We start from the raw sequence: 24,534 nt of genomic DNA on the forward strand, positions 1-24,534 counted from the left end.
GGCTGAGCTTATTGCTCGGCCGCGACAATTTTCTTCATCGCCGTCATATAACCACGCAGTGCTTTACCCACCACTTCGACCGGATGGTTGCGGATCGACTCATTGATAGCAATCAGCTCCAGGTTATCCACGCCAGCCTGCGGTGACGCTAGCCCCTTACCGACCAGCTCAGCTGGTAAGCTATTAACAGTGTCGCGCAGCAGTGGGATAGCAGCGTTGGCAAATAGATAGTTGCCATACTCCGCGGTATCCGAAATTACCACATTCATTTCGTACAAGCGCTTACGAGCAATGGTATTGGCAATCAATGGCGTTTCATGCAATGACTCGTAGTAAGCAGACTCAGCAATGATGCCAGCATCCACCATGGTCTCGAATGCCAGCTCAACCCCAGCTTTAACCATGGCGACCAGCAGGATCCCCCGATCAAAGTAGCTCTGCTCTGCAATGTGCTCATCCGACACCGGTGCTTGCTCAAAACCAGACTGGCGGGTTTCTTCGCGCCAGCGCAGTAAGTTGGCATCATCGTTGGCCCAGTCAGCCATCATGGTGCTGGAGAACTCACCACTGATGATGTCATCCATATGCTGCTCAAACAGAGGACGTAACTGCTGCTTCAATTGCTCGGCCAGCCGGTAAGCTTTCACTTTGGCCGGGTTAGACAGCCGATCCATCATGTGACTGATACCGCCATGCTTCAATGCTTCGGTGATGACTTCCCACCCCTGCTGTATCAGTTTGCCGGCGAAGCCTGGCTCGATACCATCCGCCACCATGCGATCGAAGGCCAGGATAGAACCGGTTTGCAGCATACCGCACAGAATGGTTTGCTCACCCATCAGATCCGATTTCACTTCGGCAATAAAGGATGAGTGCAGCACGCCGGCACGGTCGCCACCCGTCGCAGCCGCATAGGCTTTTGCGATGCTCAGCCCCTGGCCTTTTGGATCATTCTCAGGATGAACAGCAATCAGGGTTGGTACTCCAAAGCCACGCTTGTATTCTTCACGGACTTCGGTCCCAGGGCACTTCGGAGCCACCATAATCACCGTTAGGTCCGGACGAATCTGTTTACCTTCTTCAACAATATTAAAACCATGGGAGTAAGCTAGGGTAGCGCCTTCTTTCATCAGTGGCATGACCGCATCGACCACAGTACTGTGTTGCTTATCCGGCGTCAGGTTCAGTACCAGATCCGCTGTAGGGATCAGCTCTTGATAGGTGCCAACCTTGAAGCCATTGCTGGTCGCTTTCTGATAAGAAGCACGCTGTTCACGAATCGCCTCTTCACGCAGGGCATAGCTGATATTTAAGCCAGAATCGCGCATGTTCAGGCCCTGATTCAGGCCCTGAGCACCGCAACCAACAATGACAATGTTCCAGTCTTTGATGGCATTGCAGCCATCGGCAAACTCACTGCGCTCAATAAAGCGGCATTGTTTTAGCTGCTTCAATTGTTGCCGTAAATTCAAGCTGTTAAAATAATTACTCATAGTTTGTCTCTAAATTCTGGTACGCTGGCCAGCCACTCTGGCTCCGGCAGCCGGGGCTGCTGCGTTAATGAAGTCATTTTAAGCTGGTGCATGAGTTGCGTGAAGTGATATATTTACAACTCTGTATTGCAGATTATGAAACACTATGGATATCAAACAAGCCCAATTATTTATGCATTTGGCGGCAAGTCTGAACTTTGCCCGTACCAGTGAGCAGATGTTTGTCAGTCCATCCACCCTCAGTCGAGCTATCCAACGACTGGAGCAGGAACTGGGTGTCCAGTTGTTTCTGCGGGATACCCGCTCAGTTGAGCTGACCCGGGAAGGCAAAACGGTGCTGACCTTTGTACGGCAGTATCTGGATGCATGGCATCAGCTACAGTCGGATTTATCGAGTGGTCAGGCCGAATTGCAGGGCAGCATCCGCTTGTTTTGCACCGTGACAGCAAGTTACAGCCACCTGCCGGCCATTCTTGATAAATTCCGTGTCCTCTGCCCCAAAGCGGATATTCAACTGACCACAGGCGATGCTGCCTCGGCGCTGGAGCGGTTAAAACAGGATGAAGTCGATATTGCACTTGCGGCCAGGCCTGAGCATCTACCTGCCAGTATGCTGTTTCATAGTATTGCCAAACTACCTGTATCGCTGGCTGCACCAAGTATTGCTTGTAAGGTAAATGATTTGCTTGGTATGAATCCAATTCCCTGGTCCGAAGTGCCGCTGATTGCCCCAGCACATGGCCCTGCCGCCGAACGCTTTGAGAAGTGGCTCCACTCCAAGGGGTTTCGTCCTAATATTGTGGCCATGGTTGACGGACATGAGGCCATGGCTAGTATGGTAGCACTTGGCAGTGGTGTTGCCGTACTGGCGGATGTGGTCGTGCAACATAGTCCGGTCGTCGACAGGGTCCGCCTGCTCGACAGCCACTACCAGTTTGAACCCTTTGATCTGGGCATATGCTATTTGGCTAAACGTGTATCCGATCCTTTGCTACAGGCATTCTGCCAACTAGCCAGCCCACAGCCTGTACGATAAAAAAATGCAGCCCAAGCTGCATTTTCCATTCTGACTTACTTGATCACCTTGAGATGGCTGGCCTTCGCCTTTTTCTGCGTGACGGGAGGTGAAGTCTCAGGCTCCGGTGCCATGTCTGTGTCCTGTTCATCCGGAAAGTCTTCGTCTTCGTCCAACGTAAAGACCGTGCCAGCACCATTTTCTTTGGCATAAATGGCCAACACAGCTTTTACCGGGATATAAAGTGCAAATGGTTGACCACCAAAGCGGGCATTGCAGCTGATCACCTCATTCCCCATATGCATTTGAGCTACCGCCGACGGGGCCAGATTTAGTACGATTTGGCCGTTCTGCACAAACTGCTGGGGTACCTTGGCCTGAGGATAACTTGCATCCACCACCAAATAAGGCGTGCAGTCGTTATCCACAATCCACTCATAAAATGCCCGCAGCAGGTAAGGACGATTCGGCGTCATCTCAGACTCCTTTTACGCGCCGGTATTCTCGCTCTGCATCCGTCAGCGAGGCCAGGAATGAATCCCGATCAAACAAGCGTCCCATATAATTCATCAAGGTCTTACTACCAGGGCCGGACAGCTCGATACCCAGTTTCGGTAAACGCCACAGCAAAGCTGCCATGTAGCAGTCGACCAGGCCAAACTCCTCACTCATAAAGAAGGGGGCTTCATCAAACAAAGGGGCCACCGCCAACAATCCTTCCGTCAGATCCTGTCGTGCCTGCTCCGCATCGTCATCGTGACGCAAAATACGCTCGGCCAGCGCATACCAGTCTTTTTCGATGCGATACATCATCAGGCGTGCCTGACCACGTGCTACCGGATAAACCGGCATCAGAGGTGGATGCGGAAAGCGCTCATCCAGATATTCAATGATGATCTGTGCCTGATACAACGACAACTCGCGATCCAACAGGGTCGGCAAACTGCCGTAAGGGTTTACTTCATACAGCTCCTCAGGCAAGTTATCCTGAGTGACCTGGAGAATATCAACACTGACGCCTTTTTCTGCCAGTACAATACGCACCTGATGACTGTACATATCATCGGCAGCAGAAAACAATGTCATCACAGGGCGTTTATTGGCTGAAATCGCCATGCATTCCTCCGGTTTACAATAAACAGCAAAGGGGCCATCAGGCCCCTGTAATCAAATACTTATTGGAATCAGATGCTTAGTCAACATCTTTCCAGTATTCTTTCTTCAGCAGGTAAGCTAACACGAAGAAGATAGCAAGGAAGATCAACACTTTGATCCCCAGGCGCTCCGACTCCAGCCGATAGGGCTCCCCAGTATACACCAGATAGTTCACCAGATCCGCAACAGCACGATCGTATTCTGCTTCGCTCATTTCACCCGAGCCATCGGTACGAATACCAACATAGACCTGAGTTTCCTGACCATCGACCAGACGGGTTTCATAGGCTTTGTACGGCACACCCTGCAGCTCTTGCAGCACATGTGGCATACCCACCATTGGAAACACATCGTTGTCGACCCCAAATGGGCGACTCTCGTCTTTGTAAAACGACTTCAGATAGGTATAAATCCAGTTCGGACCACGTACCCGCGCCACATTGGTCAAATCCGGGATCGCATCGCCAAACCACTCAGCTGCATCGGCCGGATCCATGGTATTGGTGATGTGATCGCCAACCCGTGTCCCGGTAAACATCAGATTTTCCATGCCCAGCTCTTCCGGGATATTCAGATCACGGAAGCTGCGGGCATAACGCTGATACTGCATTTGATGGCAGGCCAGGCAATAGTTCTGATACAGCATAAAGCCACGCTGTAACGACTCGGTATCACGGATATCCACTGGAGCTTTTTCCAATGGAATATTCGGACCGGCAGCCAGTGCGACGGAAGATACCAACAAGGCCGCTGCAGAAATAATATGCTTCAACATCAGGTCAACCTCTCTGGCAATGGCTTGGTGTTTTCATTCTTGCTGTAGAACCACAGCAAAATAAAGAAACCGAAATAGGTGAATGAGAACAGCTGCGACAAGAGGGTGTACAGTGGCGTTGCAGGCAACACACCCAGAATGCCCAGTGCCACAAAGCTGATGCAGAAGTTCACCAGGTTCAGTTTGTGCAAACCACAACGGTAGCGCACTGAACGCACTTTACCGCGATCAATCCATGGCAGCAGTGCCAAGGCCAAAATGGCAGCAAACATCGCCACAGCACCAAATAACGGGTTAGGAACAGCCCGTAAAATGGCGTAGAAAGGCGTGAAGTACCAGACCGGCGCAATGTGCTCAGGCGTCTTCATCGGGTTCGCCAGCTCAAAGTTTGGTGCTTCCAGGAAGTAACCACCACCTTCAGGCATAAAGAAAATCACGTAGGCAAACAGGAATAGGAAGCCAGCCAAACCAACCAGATCTTTCACCGTGTAGTAAGGATGGAATGGGATCGAGTCGATAATGACTTTCTTGCCACCCTTGGTGAAGTTGTCATGGAACTCAAACTTGCTAACGGCGTCTGCTGGTACGGTGCCATCGTTATCGCGTTTGGTCTCGATACCATCCGGGTTGTTGGAACCGACTTCATGCAGTGCCATGATGTGCAGGAATACCAAAATCACCAGCACCAACGGCAGCGCAATCACATGCAGTGCAAAGAAACGGTTTAGGGTGGCGCCTGAAATGACGTAGTCACCACGGATCCACAGCGTTAAATCATCACCAATAAAGGGAATAACGCCAAAAATCGAGATAATGACCTGAGCACCCCAGAAAGACATCTGGCCCCATGGCAGCATGTAGCCCATAAAGGCTTCAGCCATCAGCACCAGATAAATCAGCATACCGAAGATCCACAGCAATTCACGTGGTTTTTGATACGAGCCATACATCATGCCGCGTAGCATATGCAGGTAGACCACCACAAAGAAGGCCGAAGCGCCGGTGGAGTGCATGTAACGCAGCAACCAGCCGTATTCAACATCCCGCATGATGTATTCAATGGAGCGAAAAGCACCTTCAGCGGAAGGCTCGTAATTCATGGTCAGCCAAATACCGGTCAGGATTTGGTTCACCAGCACCACAATGGCCAATGAGCCAAAGAAGTACCAAAAGTTGAAGTTTTTGGGTGCCGGGTACTGCGTCATGTGGATTTTCATCTTTTCCATGACAGGCAAACGGTACTCAATCCAGTTCATCAGGTTTTTCATCAGGCCGTCTCCTCGTCTTCACCGACCATGATCACGAATTCATCGGTATACATGTACGGAGGAACTTCCAGGTTGGTTGGCGCAGGGACATTCTGAAATACCCGACCCGCGATATCGAAACGCGAACCATGGCAAGGACAGAAGAAACCAGAACGAACACCCTCGGCCTGAGCGGCAAACTCATTCGGCATGTAAGTCGGTGAACAACCAAAGTGAGTACAGATACCAACGGCAACAAAAAACTCAGGACGCACTGAGCGGTGACGGTTCTGAGCATAATGCGGCTGCTGTGGCTCCTTCGATTCTGGATCACGTAAGCGGTTTTCATGATCCGGCAGTGAATCAATCATTTCCTGGGTACGTTTGACGATCCAAACCGGTTTTCCACGCCACTCTACCCGAATTAGCTGTCCTTCTTCCATTTTGCTGACATCTACAGTTACTGCAGCACCAGCCTGGCGAGCCCGCTCACTTGGGCTCCAGGACGCAATAAAGGGAACAGCGGCTCCAATGGCCCCTACTCCGCCCACGACCGATGTTGCAATGGTCAGGAAGCGGCGTCGGCCATGATCTACAGGCGCGTTGCTCATCCACTCATCTCCACATTAACGCTTAATCACAACTTGGTTTAAGCGGCTGTTTACCAGCAAATTATTATAAATGAATAAATATCGACGATCATAATGAAAAGCCACGCTTTACACAAGGATTAACCGCCGCTGAATCGCAATAAAAAACCCGACACAAGGCCGGGTTCTTTGGTGTAAATACAGCTTAACGCTTGGAGTACTGTGGACGTTTACGTGCTTTACGCAGACCCACTTTCTTCCGTTCAACCTGACGAGCGTCACGGGTCACGAAGCCAGCTTTACGCAGCTCTGGACGCAGTGTTTCGTCAAATTCCATCAGGGCACGGGTAATGCCGTGACGGATAGCGCCGGCCTGACCGCTGATACCACCGCCTTTGACGGTGATGTGCATGTCAAACTTGCCAACCATATCAACCAGCTCCAGTGGTTGCATCACCACCATGCGGGCAGTTTCACGACCGAAGTACTCAGTGATAGAGCGCTTGTTGATCACGATGTTGCCTGAGCCAGCTTTTAAAAATACACGGGCCGTTGAGCTTTTACGACGACCAGTTCCATAGTATTGATTCTGTGCCATGTGATGCTCCGATTAGATGTCTAAAACTTGCGGTTGCTGAGCAGCATGCTGATGCTCGGCGCCGGCATACACTTTTAACTTACGGAACATAGCACGACCCAATGGGCCTTTTGGCAACATACCTTTGATGGCTTTCTCCAGCACCATTTCAGGTTTTTTCGCCAGCAGCTTTTCAAAGTTAATTTCTTTGATGCCACCTGGGAAACCACTGTGCGAGTAGTACATTTTGTCTTTGGCTTTGTTGCCAGTAACAACCACTTTGTCCGCATTGACCACGATGATGTAATCACCGGTATCTACGTGTGGAGTAAACTCAGGCTTGTGTTTACCACGCAAGCGCGCAGCGATTTCAGTTGAGATACGTCCCAGAGTCTTACCAGTCGCATCAACAACGTACCAGTCACGTTGAACGCTTTCTGGTTTAGCAGTAAAAGTTTTCATTTAAATAGTCCAAAACTTACATAGTTACACCTGATACCCGCAGGGCTATTGCGTGTATCGTGACCGTACCCCTTCGAGTACAATTACTGCCTGGCTAAAGGGCAGTAGAGGCTGTAACGTAGGCCGGGCGCGGATTATAATGTATCTGCAGCAAAAGATCAGCCCTTCTGGTTAAAAAATATCAATTTTTTTCTTCGCTACGGCAAATGAGGCCGCGCCAGGTATTCATGTGACTGCATTTCCTGCAATCGGCTGATGCAGCGTTTGAATTCAAAACTTAGTAAGCCGCCCTGATACAATGCCTCCAGTTCAGCTTCAGCCGATAAAATCAAGGTGACATTGCGTTCGTAAAACTCATCGACCAGCGCAATAAACCGGCGTGCCACATCATCGTTGTGCTGGCCCATCACCTTCACCTCGGATACCAGTACCGTATGGTAGCAACGGCTAAGCTCCATGTAGTCGTATTGACTGCGTGCACTCTCGCACAGCTCACGAAAACCAAACCATACGACACCATCAGCTTCATGCCTGGCCTGGATCTGTCGGTTCGCTACTTCAATCGCCACATCCCGCTGCCTTGGCTCATCCGATAACGCCTGGAAGTACTGCGCCAGATTCAATTCAGCCTGCTGATCCAGTGGGGCATGGTAAATTTCAGCTTGCTCTAAAGTGCGCAGCCGGTAGTCAATGCCGCTATCAACATTGACCACCACGGTATGCTGTTTGATTAATTCGATGGCCGGTAAGAAACGGGCTCGCTGCAAACCGTTACGATACAAACCATCGGGTTCAATGTTCGAGGTAGCAACAAGGGTAATGCCACGGCTAAACAAGGCCTGCATTAGGGTACCAAGCAACATGGCATCAGTAATATCCGACACGAAGAACTCATCAAAACAAATAATATCCGCTTGTTGTTTGAAGCGATCGGCCACGATTTCCAGTGGGTTGGCCTGATTGTTCAGACTTTTTAGCTCTTCATGCACCCGATGCATAAAACGGTGGAAGTGCACCCGCATTTTACGTTGCACTGGCAGGCATTCGTAAAAGGTATCCACCAGATAGGTCTTTCCACGACCAACACCGCCCCAGAAATACAAACCAATAACAGGTTGCTCCGGTTTTTTACCCAGCAAGCGCTGCCATAACCCCAGCGGACGGCGTTGTTGCTGCAGCAAATCATCGTACAAACGTTGTAAATGACGGACGGCCTCAGCCTGGGCGGCATCCGGCTGGAAATCAGCACGCTGTAAATCCTGCTGATACTTTTCCTGTGGTGAAGGCATAATGGCTCTACTTGAAAGAAGGCTGTTCAGCCACAATTAAACCAAGAGTGATATCTTAACATGCCTTACCACTCTAACTGAAAAAATCGGTTACACTTATAGAGGAATCGTTTGATGTTAATGCAGGAGCAAATATGACCCTAACAATGACTTTAGTATGGCTGGTAGTAGGCTTTGTTTGTGGAGGTCTGGTGGCATGGTTTCTTGCCCTGCGGCAACACAACCAGAGTCAGTTACAACAAGAGCTCACCGACACCCGGGAGCAACTGAAAAAATACCGGGTGGATGTCTCCAACCACCTGGAAACCACCAATCAGCTGATAACTCAGTTGCAGCAAAACTATGGTAAAATTGCCAGTCACCTGCAGCAAAGTAAGATGGAACTGGTGGAAAAACCGCTGCTGGAAAAGAAGTCGGAACCAATATCCTATTTGTCGTCCGATACCGCCAATCAGATCCGTGAGTCTATCCACCAGCTGGACGAGCGCAAACCCACCTTTTCTGAGTCTTTTGAGCAACCGAAAGATTATGCTGGCAGCGCCAGTGGCCTGTTAAAAGAGAGCGCGAAAAAGCCTGCGTCAGCTTAAAACCAGGCGGACAGCATCCAGAAACAAGGTTTCTGGATGCTGTCTCACCCATTACCGATGAACTTTTTTGAACGCTGAGCGTCTTTAGCAACATTCTGAATCATAAATTGTATGCTCAGCGTGTTCGATGGAGATCTGCGTGTATGAAAAAAAACATCCTTACTGTTTGTGGCCTGCTTGCCAGCCTGTTTTTAACTGTTGGGTTGGCACAGGCAAACCTTCCGTTAAGTCAGCTCAGTCAGAGCGACACCCCTACCTTGGCTCCGATGCTGGAGCAAGCCACCCCTGCCGTGGTCAATATTTCGGTGCAGGGTAGCCGTGAAGTACGCCAACGCATGCCGGACGCTTTTCGCCACTTTTTTGGTCCAAGAGCGCCCGGAGAATTCCGTGAAGAACGCCCTTTTCGTGGTTTAGGCTCGGGCGTGATTATTGATGCCAAGCAAGGTTATATCGTCACCAATGCCCATGTGATAAGGGATGCCTCAGATATCATCATTAACCTGCAGGATGGTCGCACCTTCGCTGCCAAGAAAATTGGTGAAGATCCTGAGAGCGATATCGCGTTGCTGCAAATCGAGGCCGACAATCTGGTCGCCTTGCCCATTGCCGATTCTGATCGCCTCAGAGTCGGTGATTTTGCCATTGCAATCGGCAACCCATTTGGGCTTGGCCAAACGGTTACCTCTGGCATTGTCAGTGCCCTTGGCCGCGGCAACCTGGGTATGGAAGGCTACGAAGACTTTATCCAGACCGATGCGGCCATCAACAGCGGCAACTCGGGTGGGGCTTTGGTCAATTTACGCGGCGAGCTGATAGGTATTAATACCGCCATTTTGGGGCCGCATGGCGGTAATGTCGGCATTGGATTTGCCATCCCATCCAATATGATGAAAAATTTGGTGGATCAAATGATTGAGTTTGGTGAAATCCGCCGGGGCAGTCTCGGGATCCGTGGTATTGATGTGACATCTGAGCTAACCGAAGCCATGAACTTGTCTGTTACCCAAGGCGCTTTTGTTAATGAAGTGCTACCCGACTCAGCAGCAGCCGAAGCCGGCCTGCGCTCCGGTGATGTCATTGTTGGCATGAATGGCAACCGCATCATTAACTTCCGTGAGCTCAGAGCCAAGATCGCTACTTTAGGTGCTGGCCGTGAGGTACGCTTATCCATCCTGCGTGATGGTCGCACCATGGATGTCGACGTCACACTTCGCCGGGCGGAGCAAGCCCAGGTCGCGGCCAATGTCATTCACCCTATGCTGGAAGGTGCCACCTTATTAAACGATCAAACCCAGGATGGTAAAGCCGGCGTATTGATCAGTGAGTTGGAACGAAGCGCCCCAGCAGCGCGGCTTGGTCTTGAAAAGGGCGATGTGATCATCGGAGTCAACCGCCAGCGCATCCATAACCTGGCCGAGCTACGTAAAGCTTTGCAAGAGCAGCGCGGCGTTGTTGCCTTGAATATCCAGCGTGGCAATCAGACCCTGTATGTGTTGATCCGCTAACCCCGCTTCCATTATCGGTAATATGCCAAGCAGTAGCGTTAGCCCGCTACTGCTTTTCTGTAAATAATGGTATCCTTAACACATTCTATCGTTGGCTAAACCGATGTCAGTGCTTAAGATTCTGTTATTTTTACTACGAAGTGTAGCTTACGGCCTTGCGCTGGCGCTGATTCTATTACTGCTGTTTCCAGAGCAGTTGCGCTTCCCCTGGCCCAGCCATACCTCAAATGATGCGGTGCAAAAAGCTGCGCCCGTCTCTTATGCCCGTGCCGTTCGGTTGGCAGCACCTTCGGTGGTGAATGTCTATACCCGCACCACCATCAGCCACCCACGTTCGCTACGAGCGCGCACCATAGAACGACAGGAGCTCGGCTCTGGCGTCATTATGAGCTCGCAAGGTTACATCTTAACCAATCACCATGTGGTTTATGGCGCTGATCATATCGAAGTGGCGCTACAGGATGGTCGATGGCTTGAAGCACTGCTGATAGGTCATGATGAAATAACTGACCTGGCACTCTTGTACGTCGAGGCTGATAACCTGCCAGCCATCCCGCAGGATCCTGAGTTACAGCCTCAGGTGGGGGATGTCGTGCTGGCCATAGGCAACCCGCTGAACCTTGGCCAAACCATTACCCAGGGCATTATCAGTGCTAATGGCAACGATGGACTGAGCTCACGCGGTTATATCGATTTTATGCGGATGGATGCGGCCATTAATGCCGGCAATTCCGGTGGCGCTTTGGTCAACAGCAACGGCACTTTGGTCGGGATCAATGCCGGTACCTTCCAACGTCAGAGTCAGGATGTACAAGGGATATTCTTCGCAGTGCCATACCAATTGGCTTACCGGGTAATGGAAAAGCTGATCCAGCATGGCCGGGTGATCCGCGGACATCTCGGCGTCAATGGCGAGCCTGTCATCAATGCGGCTGGCGATCGACTCATCTCCACCGGTCAAACCTTGTATGGCGTGCAGCTAACATCCATCAGCCCGCACAGCCCAGCGGCTGAAGCCGGGCTTCAGGTCAACGATATTTTACTGGAAATAGATGGTAAGCCGTTGCGCAGTACCCAGCATGCACTGAATGTGATTGCCGAGACCCCACCTGATACTGTGGTTCAGCTGACCATCAAGCGCAACAATGAGCGACTGGTGGTGCCTACCCTGATCCGCGAATTTCGTTAACTCCCTGCCAAAGCATCACGACAAACTGCGCGCCATTGGCGGGTTTAACCAACCCGCTCAATATGGGCGCCAAGACCAGCTAACTTATGTTCAATCTGCTCGTAGCCACGATCTATGTGGTAAATTCGATCCACCACGGTAGTGCCTTTCGCAACAAGGCCGGCAATCACCAAACTGGCAGAGGCGCGCAGATCGGTCGCCATCACCTGCGCCGCGGTTAAATGCTCGGTATGCTGGCAAACCGCAGTATTACCCTCTAACTGAATCCGAGCCCCCATCCGCTGCAACTCGGGCACATGCATAAAGCGGTTTTCAAAAATGGTTTCCGTGACCGTACCGACCCCTTGCGCCACCACATTCAACACCGTGAACTGAGCCTGCATGTCGGTTGGAAAGCCAGGGTGTGGCACTGTCTTCACCTGCACGGCTTTTAAAGTACGGCCAGCCATATTGAGCCGGATCCAGTCCGGGCCTGTGCTGATATCCGCGCCAGCTTCACGCAGCTTATCCAGCACCACTTCCAACTCGCCAGGCTGGGTATTGCGGCAGGTCACATCACCGCCAGTAACTGCTGCAGCCACCAGAAAGGTACCGGTTTCAATGCGATCCGGCAATACGCGGTACTGACCGCCACCTAAGCGCTCGATCCCCTCAATGCGGATGGTATCGGTGCCTGCCCCTTCAATACGAGCACCCAACGCGATTAGGAAATTGGCTAAGTCGGTGACCTCAGGCTCACGAGCGGCATTTTCAATGATGGTGGTACCACTGGCCAGAACGGCCGCAGCCATCAGGTTTTCAGTACCAGTCACACTGACCATATCCATCACAATATGAGCACCTTTCAACCGGCTGGAGCGGGCTTTGATGTAGCCATTCTCTACCGTGATCTCAGCCCCCATTTTACGTAAGCCGTCAATGTGCAGGTTGACCGGCCGTGCGCCAATGGCACAACCACCGGGTAAGGATACTTCGGCTTCGCCAAACCGACTGAGCAAAGGACCAAGCGCCAGAATAGAGGCCCGCATGGTTTTGACCAAATCGTAGGAGGCTTTATAGCTGTTTATGGCACCGGCGTGGATCTGCACCTGGTGTCCAGCACGCTCGACGGTTGCGCCAAACTGACGCAATAATTGAAAGGTAGTATCAATGTCTTTCAGTTCAGGTACGTTATCAATAATGACCTGATCCTGAGACAAAATACTGGCAAAAAGTATAGGAAGTGCTGCGTTCTTGGCACCGGAAATGGTTACCTCGCCACGCAGTTCAGCACCACCGGTCACAAGAAATTGCTGCATAAGTGATTACATCGATGAGTTAAGTAATTTTTCTCTACGCCATTGCGCTGGGGTAAAGGTTCGAATAGACACCGCATGAATACTGCCATCCTGGATGGCTGCCATCAAAGGGCCATAAATCATTTGCTGCTGCCGCACCCGGCTGACATCGGCAAAGCAGTCACCAATTGCCAGCACTGAGTAGTGTGAACCATCAGCGCTGACTTTGACTTCTGTGAGCTGCAATTGTTCCTGCAGCATTTGTTCTATTTGTTGAATATCCATGAATTCCCGACATTAATCACTGATAGGCAAGAGCTCAAGCACATCGCTGACTTTCGCCAGTGAGCGCATTTGCTCAGGAACATGCTGCAATTGAACCACCAAGCCGGCCTGCCTGGCAAGTGCTAATTGCTTTAACAGCCAGGCAAGTCCTGCAGTATCGATCGATTGCAACTGACTTAAATCGAATACCACATCACCCGACAAACTGTTCAGCAGGCGAAAAGGCCAAAAGGCCAGCAGCGTATTTCTGTCCAGCACGCCGCTGAATAACAGCCGCTGTTGCTGCTGCTCAATGTTCAGCACAGCTTACTCCTCAGGTTCGGCCAGTTCAATGGGTTGCTTGGCACGCTCTTGCAATAACTCGGTAACCCGCGCCAGACCTTGCTGACGAATCATACCGCCCAGTTCTGCCCGTTTGCTGTCCAGCAATGAGATACCCTCAGCCACCATGTCAAATACCTGCCAGTACTCGCTATCCCGATGGCGAATCAATTTGAACTCGATGGTTATATCGGGTTTACCGGGATCAATCACCCGGGTCCGTACCGTCGCCACCCGACGATTGCCCACATCCTGTCCAGGCTCTACAATCACCCGCTGATCCCGGTACAGCGTAAAAGTACCGGCATAGGTGGAAATCATGTATTCCTGGAAAGCGGCAACAAAGGCATCACGCTCTTCTTCCGTGGTACTGCGAATATGATTACCGATGACCCGAAAAGCGGCATAACGCACATCGATGTAAGGCAACAATTCTTCATGCACCATAGTACGCAGAATTTCCGGGTTTTGTTTGATGTTGTCTTTTTCTTGCGCCAGTCGGCTAAAGGCATGATCTGCCACCACTGAAATCATCTGATACGGATCGGTGAAGCGCTCTACTTCAGCCTGAGCGCTGGCACTGATTACCAGGCTTGCAGCCAACAGCAGTTGGCTCATTGTTTTCACTATATTCATGATTAATTCCGGTTAAAAAGAAATTGACCAATTAACTCTTCCAGCACCATGGCTGAACGGGTATCTTCAATCACATCCCCATCTTGCAGGATATGCACGGTTTCATCGATAAAACCAGGCTGAATGCCTAGATACTGCTCGCCTAGCAGCCCTGAGGTCAGAATCACCACAGAACTGGTTTCCGGAAAGTTATCGTATTGCTTAGAAATTTCCAGCCGCACCCGCGGGGTATAAAAGGTTTTATCCAGCTCAATGGAAGCTACCCGGCCGACCACAACGCCACCTACTTTGATCGGCGAGCGGGTTTTTAAACCACCAATGTTTTCAAAGTCGGCGTACAAGGTATAGGTTTCGCCTGAACCGGCAAAACCCGTGTTGGCCACTTTCAATGCCAGGATCAAAAATGCCCCTATCGCGATAGCGACAAAACAGCCAACAGCAATTTCAATTTTCCGTGTGTTCATCTTATCCACCAAACATTAATGCGGTTAATACAAAATCGAACGCCAGCACTGCCAGCGATGCAGTCACTACGGTTTCCGTAGTCGCCTTAGCTATGCCTTCGGATGTCGGCACCGCATCGAAACCCTTGTGCAAAGCGATTGCCATCACCACAAAAGCAAACACAATACTTTTGATGATGCCATTGAAAACATCCTGATACAGATCGACATTGGCCTGCATAGCGGACCAATAGCTGCCTGCATCCACCCCCAGCCAGTCCACACCGACCAAATGGCCTCCCAAAATACCGACGGCAGTAAAGACGACAGCCAGTAAGGGCATACTGATCACACCAGCCCAGAAGCGGGGTGCAATAATACGTCGCAATGGATCGACCGCCATCATTTCCATGCTGGAAATTTGCTCGGTCGCTTTCATCAAGCCAATCTCCGCCGTTAAGGCGCTGCCTGCCCGGCCTGCGAACAGCAAAGCCGTTACTACAGGGCCAAGTTCACGCAACAAGCTCAGAGCCACCAAGGGACCCAGCATGCCTTCGGCTCCAAACTTCACCAACACCGTATAGCCCTGCAATCCAAGGACCATGCCAATAAAAAGGCCTGACACCACGATGATCAGCAGCGACAAAACCCCAACCACATACAGCTGTTTGATTAACAGCGGAAAACCTTTGCGGACATCCGGTTTGCCAAATACGGCACCCATCAGCATCAAGGTGGCTCGGCCTAAGCCTGCGACGGTTTGTATAGTATTGGCACCCAGGCGTTGTAATCGGTCTACAAACATTACAACAGCTCCATTAATTCATCGGCATAAGGCGCCGCTTTAAAGTGGAATGGCACTGCCCCATCGGCTTCGCCTTTTAAGAACTGCTGCACCAAAGGGGATGCATGCTGCCTGAGTTGTTCCGGAGTGCCCTCACCAATCACATGCTTCTCTGCCACCACGTAAACATAATCGGCAATACTCATCACTTCGGGTACATCGTGAGACACCACGATAGAAGTGAGTCCCAGCGCATTGTTGAGTTCACGAATCAATTTGACCACGATACCCATCGAAATGGGATCCTGACCGGCAAAAGGCTCATCGTACATGATCAGTTCAGGATCAAGCGCGATGGCTCTGGCCAGAGCAGCCCGGCGGGCCATGCCTCCAGACAGCTCGGATGGCATCAAATCCCGGGCTCCGCGCAAACCGACGGCCTCGAGCTTCATCAACACCATAGTACGAATCAGGGTTTCCGGTAATTTGGTGTGTTCCCGAATAGGGAAAGCAACATTATCAAACACCGTCATTTCACTGAACAAGGCACCACTTTGAAACAACATGCTCATTGATTTACGCGTTTGGTACAGTTCTGCCCGGCTCATTTTAGGAATGGAGCGCCCCTGGTACAGGATGTCCCCCCGCTCCGGCTTCAGCTGGCCACCAATCAGTTTCAGCAAGGTGGTTTTACCAATGCCGCTGGGCCCCATGATAGCCGTAACCTGGCCACGCTTGACCTGCATGCTCATGCCATCATATATCAGCCGCTCTCCACGGCTGAATGTCAGATTTTGAATATCCACCATCAAATCGGACAAAATTCTCTCCATCCATTGCTCGCGAGCCTGCATCAGTGCAGCCGCGCACTATACCGGTGCTGATACATCATTTCAATTGACAGGACCATTACGCTTATCCTGCCAACCTTGAGTAAAGGATCAATTGTAACAAAATTACCACCACAACACCTTGCTATTATTCGTAACAAGTCATTGCAGAAAGTAGAACGTTCTCCCGACGCACTAAGTTTTGCTTTTCCTGTCAATAAACGGGAAAATGCGCCAACAGGATCCATTGTTTACAAGGAATCACAGGTGTCTCCACTGCTTGTTGCCACTATTTTTGTCCTGGTTGGCCTGGTACTACTGATCTGGAGTGCCGATCGTTTTGTCTACGGCGCCTCTTCCATAGCTCGTAATCTAAACATTTCACCGATGATCATTGGCCTGACTATCGTTGCAATGGGCTCTTCAGCCCCTGAAATCATGGTCTCGGCCACAGCAGCCTGGCAAGGCCGACTCGATACGGCCGTCGGCAATGCCCTTGGTTCCAACATTACCAATATTTTGCTGGTGATTGGTGCCACCGCCTTGTTGAAACCGATCGCTGTAGCCTCCATGACCATTAAACGCGAATTTCCATTGCTGATCCTAGTCACCCTGTTAGGCTACCTGTTTCTAGCCGACCAAAGCTTAACCCGAGCTGAAGGAGCTTTGTTTTTAGGTGGCTTTGTGTTGTTTTTAGTCCTGATGGTGTATTGGGGGAAACATGCACCACCGGACGATCCCTTATTGACGGAGTACCAGGCAGAGTTACCGCCTCCCACCCCGACCTGGCAAGCGACTGTCTGGCTGGTACTTGGGCTGGCCCTGCTGCTTGCCAGTTCACAGCTGCTGGTGCACGGGGCTGTGACCATTGCCAGCCACTTTGGCATGAGCGATTTACTGATTGGCTTGACCATCATCGCCATAGGCACCAGCCTGCCTGAGCTGGCTGCCAGCCTTATTGGTATTTTAAAAGGCGAGGATGACTTAGCCCTTGGCAACATCATTGGTTCGAATATTTTTAATATTCTGGCGGTGCTCGGCGTTGGCACCATCATTGCCCCAGGGGTAATCGACGCTGCTGCTGCAGGCCGTGACAGCTACGTGATGATGGCGGCAACCCTGGCTTTATTACTGATGAGTTTACGTTTAGGCAAACTTCGGCGCATTAATCGGGTCGAAGGCTGCATACTGTTGATGGCTTTTATTGGCTATCAGTACTTATTGTTTTCCAGCTAGAGTTAATGGATACAGCATGACCATAGATTTTACCCAACAAGCGCTGCAGGTGTTGCAGATTGAAGCAACCGCCATTTCGCAACTAGCACGCTTTGTGAATGATGATTTCAATAAAGCCTGCCAGTTAATTATGGACAGCCCGGGTCGGGTGATTGTTTCTGGCATGGGCAAGTCCGGTCATATTGCCAACAAAATAGCGGCTACCTTTGCATCAACCGGTACGCCAGCTTTTTTCGTCCATCCGGGTGAGGCCAGTCATGGTGACTTGGGCATGATTACCAAGGACGACGTGGTCATTGCCATTTCCAACTCCGGTGAAACCGGCGAAGTGTTAACCATTATTCCTGTGCTCAAGCGTATTGGTGCGCATTTAATTGGCATGAGTGGCAATCCGGCCTCAACCCTGGCGAGGCTATCAGACGTGCATGTTTGTGTGCAGGTAGAGCAAGAAGCTTGTCCGCTCGGCCTGGCACCAACCGCCAGTACCACCGCCACTCTGGCGATGGGAGATGCCATGGCTGTCGCACTGCTCAACGCCAGGGGCTTTTCTGCCGATGATTTTGCCCTGTCGCATCCTGGAGGCAGTCTCGGCCGACGACTGCTGCTTCGTCTTGAGGACGTCATGCATACCGGCAATACCATCCCGATGGTACCTACCACAGCCACCATTAAAACAGCGCTGCTGGAAATGTCGGCTAAGGGGCTGGGCATGACCACAGTGGTGGACAAACACGGTGTCTTGCAGGGCATTTTTACCGATGGTGATTTACGCCGTATTCTTGACCAGCGCTACGATATACACGATACGCTGATTACGGCGGTGATGGTACGCAACTGCATCACCGCCCAGCCACAGATGTTGGCAGCTGAGGCCCTGAAACTGATGGAGCAGCGGAAAATAAATGGCTTGGTCATTGTGGATCAACACCAGCACCCGGTAGGAGCAATGAATATGCACGATTTACTAAAAGCTGGAGTGCTCTGATATGCAGCAACTATTTAAGCAATGCTATCAGGAGGTTTCTCTCGCCCTTTGGCAACAAGCGCAGCAAGTCCGGTTACTGATTTGCGATGTCGATGGCGTTTTCTCAGATGGCCGTATCTATCTGGGCAATAATGGCGAAGAACTGAAAGCGTTTCATACCCGGGATGGTTATGGTATCAAAGCCTTGCGAAAAGCTGGTGTGGAGGTCGCCATCATTACCGGCCGTCATTCCGAGATCGTCAAACACCGCATGCAATCACTGACGGTACCTCATATCTATCAGGGACAAGAGCGTAAACAGCCTGCATTTACCGAGATACTGCAAAAAGAACGGCTCACACCAGCGCAGGTCGCCTACATTGGCGATGATCTGAGTGACTGGGAAGTCATGCAACACGTTGGACTCAGCATCGCTGTGCGGGATGCACATCCTTATTTGCGTCTGCACAGTCATTATGTTACCACCTGCCAAGGCGGCTTTGGTGCTGTTCGTGAAGCAGCGGACTTACTGCTAATGAGTCGAAATGCCTTTCACCAGTTCCAGGGCAGTAGCACATGAAGCCCTGGAGCACCCTGTTACTGCTTCTTGCTTTGCTGGCAGTGGCCTGGTATTGGTATGACCGCAGTGATGAAGCCAGTGCACCATTGACCGAGCGTGAGTTGATCCCAGACTTCGTGGCTGAGCAGCTGACACGTATCGTATACGATGAGCAGGGTCTTCTGAGTGAGCTGATGAAAGCAAGTCGCATGGAGCATTACGATTTGCTGGGCTTTACCCAGCTGGAGCAGCCAGTGTTTACCTTACTGGATAGGACGCACAACCTGAGCTGGCAAGCATCCAGCAACACAGCAGTGCTTTATCCGGATGACAAACTGATTTTGGATGGCGCTGTGCTGCTGCAAAATCTGGCCAGTGGTGATTTGATTGATCGGGTGCAAACCAGTTATCTTGAAATGCTGTTACCCTCAGAGCAATTTGTTACCGACGAGGATGTGCAGATCTTTGGCGATGGCTTTACCATTTTTGGCCGAGGTTTGCGTGCTAGTATTGTGCAGCAGACGATTGAAATTGAACATCACTTACGAACGGATTACCATCATGAACCTTAAAATTGCCTCGGCGGCCCTATTGCTCACAGCATCCGCTCTGGCTTCAACCCTGCCGGATTTTCAACAACCACTGAGCATCGACTCCGAGGCCTTTTTCACCGATTTGCAAAGCTCGAATGTAGTGTATGAACGCAATGTGTTGGTCCAGCAAGGTAGTCTCACCATCCGAGCCGAGCGGCTGGAGGTCGATGGTTCAGCTGGCAAAGGGCTGGAAATCTTTATTGCCAGCGGCTCACCAGCAACCTACAGTCAGCGGATGGAAGATAACTCCCTGGTCGAAGCGGAAGCCTATGAGATCCGTTACGACCGGGCCAGTCGGATCTTGGTCATGGTCGGTGCGGCAGAGTTAAAGCAAAGTGGTAGCTTGGTGCAAGCCGCCAGAATTGAGTACAACATCGAAACGCAGCAACTGCAGGCAGAGCGTGGAGAAAATGGCCGTGTCCGCACCATTTTTGCGCCTGAGGCCTTGCCACAGCCAGAGAAGAAGCAAGAGAAACAACAACCATGAAATTAACTGCAGCACATCTGGCCAAAAGCTACAAAGGACGCCAGGTGGTGAAAGATGTCAGCCTTGAAGTCAACGCCGGCCAAATTGTCGGTTTGCTAGGCCCCAATGGTGCAGGCAAAACCACCACCTTTTACATGATTGTTGGGCTGGTTCCAAGTGACAAAGGTCGGATCCAGTTGGGTGAGCAGGATTTAACCGATCAACCGATCCATCAGCGCGCCCGGCTCGGTATTGGTTATCTGCCCCAGGAAAGTTCGATTTTCCGTAAATTAACCGTACGGGACAACCTGATGGCCATCCTGCAAACCCGTAAAGATCTGACGGCAGCCCAACAGGAAGAAACCGCCGATGATCTTCTGGAAGAGTTTCATATTGGCCATATCAGTCAGAGCCTTGGCATGAGTCTGTCAGGAGGCGAACGTCGCAGGGTCGAAATTGCCCGGGCACTGGCAGCAGATCCGCGTTTTATTCTTCTGGATGAGCCCTTTGCCGGTGTCGATCCGATCTCGGTACTTGATATTAAGAAAATAATTCAACATTTAAGTCAGCGGGGCATCGGCGTGCTGATCACCGATCACAATGTGCGTGAAACCCTTGATGTCTGTGAAACCGCCTACATAGTGAGTCATGGTGAGCTGATTGCCAAAGGAACACCTGCCGATGTTCTTGCCAATCAGCAAGTCAGGGATGTATACCTAGGTGAGCAATTCAGGCTATAGTTATAGCGTCAGGCTTTCAATTTTTATGCAGGAGCACAGTACACACCGATGAAGCCATCTTTGCAACTTCGTCTTGGCCAGCAACTCACCATGACTCCTCAGCTGCAGCAGGCCATCCGGCTACTCCAGCTGTCGACCATTGAGTTGCAACAGGAAATCCAGGAAGCGCTGGATGCCAACCCCTTGCTTGAGGCCGAAGAGGATTACGAGCAACTGAACGGCAGCGATGAACATGGCTTAGGCGAGCTAAGTGCCGAACGAGCCAATGCGGCATCAGATGATGGTGCTGATGACAGCGGTACTGATGAGCCCTATGAGCCTGATACCGGCGAAGCGATGACCAGCCAGGACATCAGCGACGACTTACCACTGGATAACCACTGGGATGATCTGGTTAGCGCCGCCCCGGTGACCTCCGGCAGCTACAATGGCGATGAAGACACGACTTACCAGGGCGAAACCAGTGAAACCCTGCAAAGCTATCTGCGTTGGCAGATGGAATTGACTCCTTTTTCCGATACAGACCGCGCTATTGCCGAAATCATCATTGAAGCCATCGATGAGAGTGGCTTTTTAACCATCGGTTGTGAAGATATCCTCGAGTCGCTTGGTATGGATGAGATCGAGGAAGATGAAGTTGAGGCGGTGCTAAAGCGTATTCAGTTGTTTGACCCAATCGGCGTTGGATCTCGCAGCGTGCAGGAATCCTTGCTGGTGCAGCTGCGCCAGTTCGATCCCGCCACCCCCATGCTGGCAGAAGCCAGACAACTGATTAGCCTGCATGCCGACTTACTGGCCAATCGCGATTTTCGTACCCTGATGAAGCTAACCCGGCTCAAAGAAGACGAGCTGCGTGATACGATGAAGCTGATCCATAGCCTGAATCCACGACCTGGTACCACCGTGATCCGCGAAGAACAAAGCTACATTATTCCGGATGTGACGGTTAAAAAAGTAAAAGGTCGCTGGCTGGTGGAACTTAATCCGGATTCGATGCCCAAAATACGTATCAATCAACACTACGCAGCCATGAGCCGTACCGCCAAGAATAGCGCGGACAGTCAGTTTATTCGCTCACATTTGCAAGAAGCCAAGTGGTTTCTAAAAAGCATCGAGAGCAGAAATGATACCTTGCTGAAAGTGGCCAATTGCATTGTGCAACAGCAGCAAGGCTTTTTTGAACACGGGGAAGAAGCGATGAAACCTATGGTGCTGAATGATGTTGCCGAAATGGTCGGCATGCATGAGTCCACCATTTCCAGGGTGACCACGCAAAAGTTCATGCACACACCACGGGGTATTTTTGAGCTGAAATTCTTTTTCTCCAGTCATGTCAGCACCGAGAATGGTGGCGAGTGCTCGTCCACCGCGATTCGGGCTCTAATTAAGAAGTTAGTGGCGGCGGAAAACCCGGCAAAACCACTGAGTGACAGTAAGATGGTGGAAATTTTGTCGGACCAGGGCATCAATGTTGCCCGCAGAACCATTGCCAAGTACCGTGAGGCCTTGCTGATCCCGCCGTCAAATCAACGCAAGACCTTGCTTTGAGTACTTAACCAGAAGGAAACAGGCTATGCAAATCAATCTTACCGGTCGTCATGTTGAAATCACCGAAGCCTTAAAAGACTACGTGGATAACAAGTTTGCCAAACTCGAGCGCCACTTCGAGCACATTAACAATGTACATGTGGTGCTAAACGTGGAAAAATTACAGCAGATTGCAGAAGCCAAGCTCAACCTGAACGGTGGTGAAGTTTTTGCCGTTTCGGAAAGTGAAAATATGTATGCCGCCATTGACCAACTGATCGACAAATTGGATCGGCAAGTCATTAAGCACAAAGAGAAATTAGCCCGACACTGACCAGCATGACTACATTGAGCACTATGTTATCTCAGGACTGTACCAAAAGTGCAGTCCTTTTTAACAGCAAAAAACGCATTCTTGAGTACATCGCCGAACTGGGACACCAACAGCTGCCTGAGACGTCGGAGTACGTGATCCTGGAGTCCCTGATGGCACGGGAACGGCTTGGTTCAACCGGCATCGGTGGAGGCATTGCCATCCCCCATGGCAAACTAAAAGATGTCGAGCAGCCCGTCTTGATCTTCGTGGTCAGTAAAGATCCGATCCAATTTGATGCCATCGACAACCAGGCCGTGGATATTTTCTGCGCTATCCTGATCCCGGAAAACCAGTGCCAGATGCATCTTAATACCTTGGCATCCATAGCCCGACTGCTGTCGAAAAAAGAGCTGACCCGAAAAATTCGCCATGCTACATCCGACAGTGATTTATACCAAATTTTACTGGCAGCTCAACAAGAGGCGGAAAGTTAGATGAAATTGTTGGTCGTCAGTGGCCGTTCAGGCTCCGGCAAATCGGTCGCCCTGCGGGTACTGGAAGACCTGGGGTATTATTGTGTTGACAATATTCCCGTTAATCTACTACCAACACTCGCCAATGCCGTGATGGGTAAGTACGAGCGGGTAGCCATCAGCATTGATGTCCGCAACTTACCGGAAGAGCCGGACGAACTGGCAGAAATCCTCACTTACTTACCGCGTAAGCTGGAGTTGACCATCCTTTATCTGGATGCCGATCACAACAGCCTGATCAAACGCTTTAGCGAAACCCGTCGCATGCATCCATTATCGCATCAGGCCATGTCGCTGGACGATGCTATTTTGCGTGAACAACAACTGCTCGACCCAATAGCCAGTCGCGCCGATCTCTACATCGACACCACAGAGCTTAATGTCTACCAGCTGGCGGATCAAATTCGCGAACGTCTGCTAGGCCAGCAATCTGGCCGACTGGTGATTCTGTTTGAATCCTTTGGTTTTAAATACGGTATCCCCAAAGACGCCGATTTTGTGTTTGATGCCCGCTTTTTACCCAACCCGCACTGGGAGCCGGAGCTCAAACCTCAAACCGGGCTGGATCTGCCAGTCCAACAGTACCTGGCAACGAAGCCTGTGGTGCACGATTACATTCACCAAATCCATCAATTTGTTGTCCATTGGTTACCACAACTGGAAAAAAACAACCGCAGCTATCTGACCATAGCTATCGGCTGTACCGGTGGCCAACACCGCTCGGTCTTTATTGCCGAACAGTTAGCCGACTTGTTGCGCGAACAGCGCAGTGACATTCAAATCCGCCATCGCGAACTGGTACGTCACCATGGCCACAAAGTGTAGCGCCGAAGTCACCATCGTCAATCCGCTGGGCCTGCATGCCCGGCCGGCAGCTAAGCTAGCGCAGCTGTGTCAGCAGTTTCAAAGCAAGATAGCGCTGATTCAGGATGGTAAATCTGCCGATGCCAGCAGTGTTTTGGCCTTGTTAATGCTGGCAAGCAGTAAAGGCAAATTACTGGAGATTGTCGCTGAAGGTGAGGATGCCGAGCTAGCTTTACAAGCTGTGGTGCAACTGATTAGCAGCGGCTTTGAGGAAGCCTAACCAAGGCCCGTATCAAAGCGCTGGCCTGGCGTATGGCAGTTGTCTTAGCGTAGTAA

At 51.0% G+C, this 24,534-nt stretch carries 31 protein-coding genes; 15 read left to right on the top strand and 16 right to left on the bottom strand.

What is annotated here, in order from left to right:
* Positions 1-8 precede the first annotated feature (8 nt).
* The gene (gene ilvC / locus BLW37_RS03025; protein WP_091339210.1) at positions 9-1,493 is read right to left on the bottom strand and encodes a ketol-acid reductoisomerase; all 1,485 of its coding nucleotides are present in this window, start codon (positions 1,491-1,493) and stop codon (positions 9-11) included.
* 145 nt (positions 1,494-1,638) lie between these two features.
* Between ilvC and ilvY the strand changes: the two genes are divergently transcribed.
* Entirely contained in the window at positions 1,639-2,529 is an 891-nt protein-coding gene (gene ilvY, locus BLW37_RS03030; protein ID WP_091339213.1) for an HTH-type transcriptional activator IlvY, read from the top strand.
* Positions 2,530-2,564: 35 nt separating this feature from the next.
* Here the strand turns inward: ilvY and BLW37_RS03035 are convergent, their stop codons facing one another.
* The 8 genes from BLW37_RS03035 to zapE all read right to left on the bottom strand — a co-directional run bounded on the left by BLW37_RS03035 (position 2,565) and on the right by zapE (position 8,603).
* A complete protein-coding gene (locus tag BLW37_RS03035) occupies positions 2,565-2,984 on the bottom strand; it encodes a ClpXP protease specificity-enhancing factor (protein WP_091339215.1) in 420 nt (139 codons plus the stop codon).
* Between the two features lies 1 nt (position 2,985).
* Positions 2,986-3,624: a stringent starvation protein SspA gene (gene sspA, locus BLW37_RS03040; RefSeq protein ID WP_091339217.1), complete on the bottom strand. Its 639-nt coding sequence runs from the start codon at positions 3,622-3,624 to the stop codon at positions 2,986-2,988.
* Positions 3,625-3,700: 76 nt separating this feature from the next.
* The gene (locus BLW37_RS03045; protein ID WP_091339220.1) at positions 3,701-4,438 is read right to left on the bottom strand and encodes a cytochrome c1; all 738 of its coding nucleotides are present in this window, start codon (positions 4,436-4,438) and stop codon (positions 3,701-3,703) included.
* On the bottom strand, positions 4,438-5,706 hold the full coding sequence (locus tag BLW37_RS03050; protein WP_091339222.1) for a cytochrome b: 1,269 nt from the start codon (positions 5,704-5,706) through the stop codon (positions 4,438-4,440). Before BLW37_RS03050 ends, BLW37_RS03045 begins: the two co-directional genes overlap by 1 nt.
* Entirely contained in the window at positions 5,706-6,296 is a 591-nt protein-coding gene (gene petA / locus BLW37_RS03055) for a ubiquinol-cytochrome c reductase iron-sulfur subunit (protein ID WP_091339224.1), read from the bottom strand. The genes BLW37_RS03050 and petA overlap by 1 nt, the downstream gene beginning before the upstream one ends.
* 184 nt (positions 6,297-6,480) lie before the next feature.
* Positions 6,481-6,873, bottom strand: coding sequence for a 30S ribosomal protein S9 (rpsI, locus tag BLW37_RS03060; RefSeq protein ID WP_091339226.1), 393 nt, complete (start codon positions 6,871-6,873; stop codon positions 6,481-6,483).
* A 12-nt stretch (positions 6,874-6,885) separates the two neighbouring features.
* Positions 6,886-7,314, bottom strand: coding sequence for a 50S ribosomal protein L13 (gene rplM, locus BLW37_RS03065; RefSeq protein ID WP_091339229.1), 429 nt, complete (start codon positions 7,312-7,314; stop codon positions 6,886-6,888).
* A 197-nt stretch (positions 7,315-7,511) separates the two neighbouring features.
* Entirely contained in the window at positions 7,512-8,603 is a 1,092-nt protein-coding gene (gene zapE, locus BLW37_RS03070; protein ID WP_091339230.1) for a cell division protein ZapE, read from the bottom strand.
* A gap of 134 nt (positions 8,604-8,737) precedes the next feature.
* Here zapE and BLW37_RS03075 point away from each other — a divergent pair, with 134 nt between their 5' ends.
* From BLW37_RS03075 to BLW37_RS03085, 3 genes are all read left to right on the top strand, one after another.
* The gene (locus tag BLW37_RS03075; protein ID WP_091339233.1) at positions 8,738-9,190 is read left to right on the top strand and encodes a Z-ring associated ZapG family protein; all 453 of its coding nucleotides are present in this window, start codon (positions 8,738-8,740) and stop codon (positions 9,188-9,190) included.
* Positions 9,191-9,333: 143 nt separating this feature from the next.
* Positions 9,334-10,695: a Do family serine endopeptidase gene (locus BLW37_RS03080; RefSeq protein WP_091339236.1), complete on the top strand. Its 1,362-nt coding sequence runs from the start codon at positions 9,334-9,336 to the stop codon at positions 10,693-10,695.
* A gap of 103 nt (positions 10,696-10,798) precedes the next feature.
* Positions 10,799-11,884, top strand: a complete 1,086-nt coding sequence (locus BLW37_RS03085) for a trypsin-like peptidase domain-containing protein (RefSeq protein ID WP_425426593.1) — start codon at positions 10,799-10,801, stop codon at positions 11,882-11,884.
* A gap of 44 nt (positions 11,885-11,928) precedes the next feature.
* On the opposite strand, the gene murA is transcribed toward BLW37_RS03085, so the two are convergent.
* The 7 genes from murA to BLW37_RS03120 are packed head-to-tail and all read right to left on the bottom strand — an operon-like array spanning position 11,929 to position 16,439.
* Positions 11,929-13,182, bottom strand: a complete 1,254-nt coding sequence (gene murA / locus BLW37_RS03090; protein ID WP_091339238.1) for a UDP-N-acetylglucosamine 1-carboxyvinyltransferase — start codon at positions 13,180-13,182, stop codon at positions 11,929-11,931.
* A gap of 6 nt (positions 13,183-13,188) precedes the next feature.
* A complete protein-coding gene (locus BLW37_RS03095) occupies positions 13,189-13,446 on the bottom strand; it encodes a BolA family protein (protein WP_091339241.1) in 258 nt (85 codons plus the stop codon).
* Positions 13,447-13,458: 12 nt separating this feature from the next.
* Positions 13,459-13,749: an STAS domain-containing protein gene (locus BLW37_RS03100; protein ID WP_091339244.1), complete on the bottom strand. Its 291-nt coding sequence runs from the start codon at positions 13,747-13,749 to the stop codon at positions 13,459-13,461.
* Positions 13,750-13,752: 3 nt separating this feature from the next.
* A complete protein-coding gene (locus tag BLW37_RS03105; protein ID WP_245785587.1) occupies positions 13,753-14,403 on the bottom strand; it encodes an MlaC/ttg2D family ABC transporter substrate-binding protein in 651 nt (216 codons plus the stop codon).
* Between the two features lie 2 nt (positions 14,404-14,405).
* Entirely contained in the window at positions 14,406-14,867 is a 462-nt protein-coding gene (gene mlaD, locus BLW37_RS03110) for an outer membrane lipid asymmetry maintenance protein MlaD (protein ID WP_091339245.1), read from the bottom strand.
* Position 14,868: 1 nt separating this feature from the next.
* Positions 14,869-15,651 carry a lipid asymmetry maintenance ABC transporter permease subunit MlaE gene (mlaE, locus tag BLW37_RS03115; RefSeq protein ID WP_091339248.1) on the bottom strand — a complete coding sequence of 261 codons (783 nt, stop codon included), beginning with the start codon at positions 15,649-15,651 and terminating at the stop codon, positions 14,869-14,871.
* Positions 15,651-16,439 carry an ATP-binding cassette domain-containing protein gene (locus BLW37_RS03120; RefSeq protein ID WP_091339597.1) on the bottom strand — a complete coding sequence of 263 codons (789 nt, stop codon included), beginning with the start codon at positions 16,437-16,439 and terminating at the stop codon, positions 15,651-15,653. Before BLW37_RS03120 ends, mlaE begins: the two co-directional genes overlap by 1 nt.
* A 297-nt stretch (positions 16,440-16,736) precedes the next feature.
* Here BLW37_RS03120 and BLW37_RS03125 point away from each other — a divergent pair, with 297 nt between their 5' ends.
* Genes BLW37_RS03125 through BLW37_RS03175 form a run of 11 tightly spaced genes read left to right on the top strand, consistent with a single transcriptional unit; the run spans position 16,737 to position 24,478 of the window.
* Positions 16,737-17,696 (top strand): calcium/sodium antiporter, encoded by a 960-nt coding sequence (locus BLW37_RS03125; RefSeq protein ID WP_091339599.1) that lies wholly within the window; start codon positions 16,737-16,739, stop codon positions 17,694-17,696.
* Positions 17,697-17,712: 16 nt separating this feature from the next.
* On the top strand, positions 17,713-18,681 hold the full coding sequence (locus tag BLW37_RS03130) for a KpsF/GutQ family sugar-phosphate isomerase (protein WP_091339254.1): 969 nt from the start codon (positions 17,713-17,715) through the stop codon (positions 18,679-18,681).
* A gap of 1 nt (position 18,682) precedes the next feature.
* Positions 18,683-19,240: a 3-deoxy-manno-octulosonate-8-phosphatase KdsC gene (gene kdsC / locus BLW37_RS03135; protein ID WP_091339257.1), complete on the top strand. Its 558-nt coding sequence runs from the start codon at positions 18,683-18,685 to the stop codon at positions 19,238-19,240.
* On the top strand, positions 19,237-19,791 hold the full coding sequence (gene lptC, locus BLW37_RS03140; RefSeq protein ID WP_091339261.1) for an LPS export ABC transporter periplasmic protein LptC: 555 nt from the start codon (positions 19,237-19,239) through the stop codon (positions 19,789-19,791). The genes kdsC and lptC overlap by 4 nt, the downstream gene beginning before the upstream one ends.
* Positions 19,781-20,299, top strand: a complete 519-nt coding sequence (lptA, locus tag BLW37_RS03145) for a lipopolysaccharide transport periplasmic protein LptA (RefSeq protein ID WP_091339264.1) — start codon at positions 19,781-19,783, stop codon at positions 20,297-20,299. Before lptC ends, lptA begins: the two co-directional genes overlap by 11 nt.
* A complete protein-coding gene (gene lptB / locus BLW37_RS03150) occupies positions 20,296-21,018 on the top strand; it encodes an LPS export ABC transporter ATP-binding protein (protein ID WP_091339267.1) in 723 nt (240 codons plus the stop codon). Before lptA ends, lptB begins: the two co-directional genes overlap by 4 nt.
* 48 nt (positions 21,019-21,066) lie before the next feature.
* Positions 21,067-22,566 carry an RNA polymerase factor sigma-54 gene (locus tag BLW37_RS03155; RefSeq protein ID WP_091339271.1) on the top strand — a complete coding sequence of 500 codons (1,500 nt, stop codon included), beginning with the start codon at positions 21,067-21,069 and terminating at the stop codon, positions 22,564-22,566.
* Between the two features lie 25 nt (positions 22,567-22,591).
* The gene (hpf, locus tag BLW37_RS03160; RefSeq protein ID WP_091339274.1) at positions 22,592-22,879 is read left to right on the top strand and encodes a ribosome hibernation promoting factor; all 288 of its coding nucleotides are present in this window, start codon (positions 22,592-22,594) and stop codon (positions 22,877-22,879) included.
* A 5-nt stretch (positions 22,880-22,884) separates the two neighbouring features.
* A complete protein-coding gene (gene ptsN, locus BLW37_RS03165; protein WP_091339279.1) occupies positions 22,885-23,355 on the top strand; it encodes a PTS IIA-like nitrogen regulatory protein PtsN in 471 nt (156 codons plus the stop codon).
* Positions 23,356-24,219, top strand: coding sequence for an RNase adapter RapZ (rapZ, locus tag BLW37_RS03170; protein ID WP_091339282.1), 864 nt, complete (start codon positions 23,356-23,358; stop codon positions 24,217-24,219). It begins immediately after the preceding gene.
* Positions 24,203-24,478 (top strand): HPr family phosphocarrier protein, encoded by a 276-nt coding sequence (locus tag BLW37_RS03175; RefSeq protein ID WP_091339286.1) that lies wholly within the window; start codon positions 24,203-24,205, stop codon positions 24,476-24,478. The genes rapZ and BLW37_RS03175 overlap by 17 nt, the downstream gene beginning before the upstream one ends.
* The last annotated feature ends 56 nt before the right edge of the window (positions 24,479-24,534 follow it).

Source organism: Alkalimonas amylolytica, assembly GCF_900107845.1.
Taxonomy (GTDB): domain Bacteria; phylum Pseudomonadota; class Gammaproteobacteria; order Enterobacterales; family Alteromonadaceae; genus Alkalimonas; species Alkalimonas amylolytica.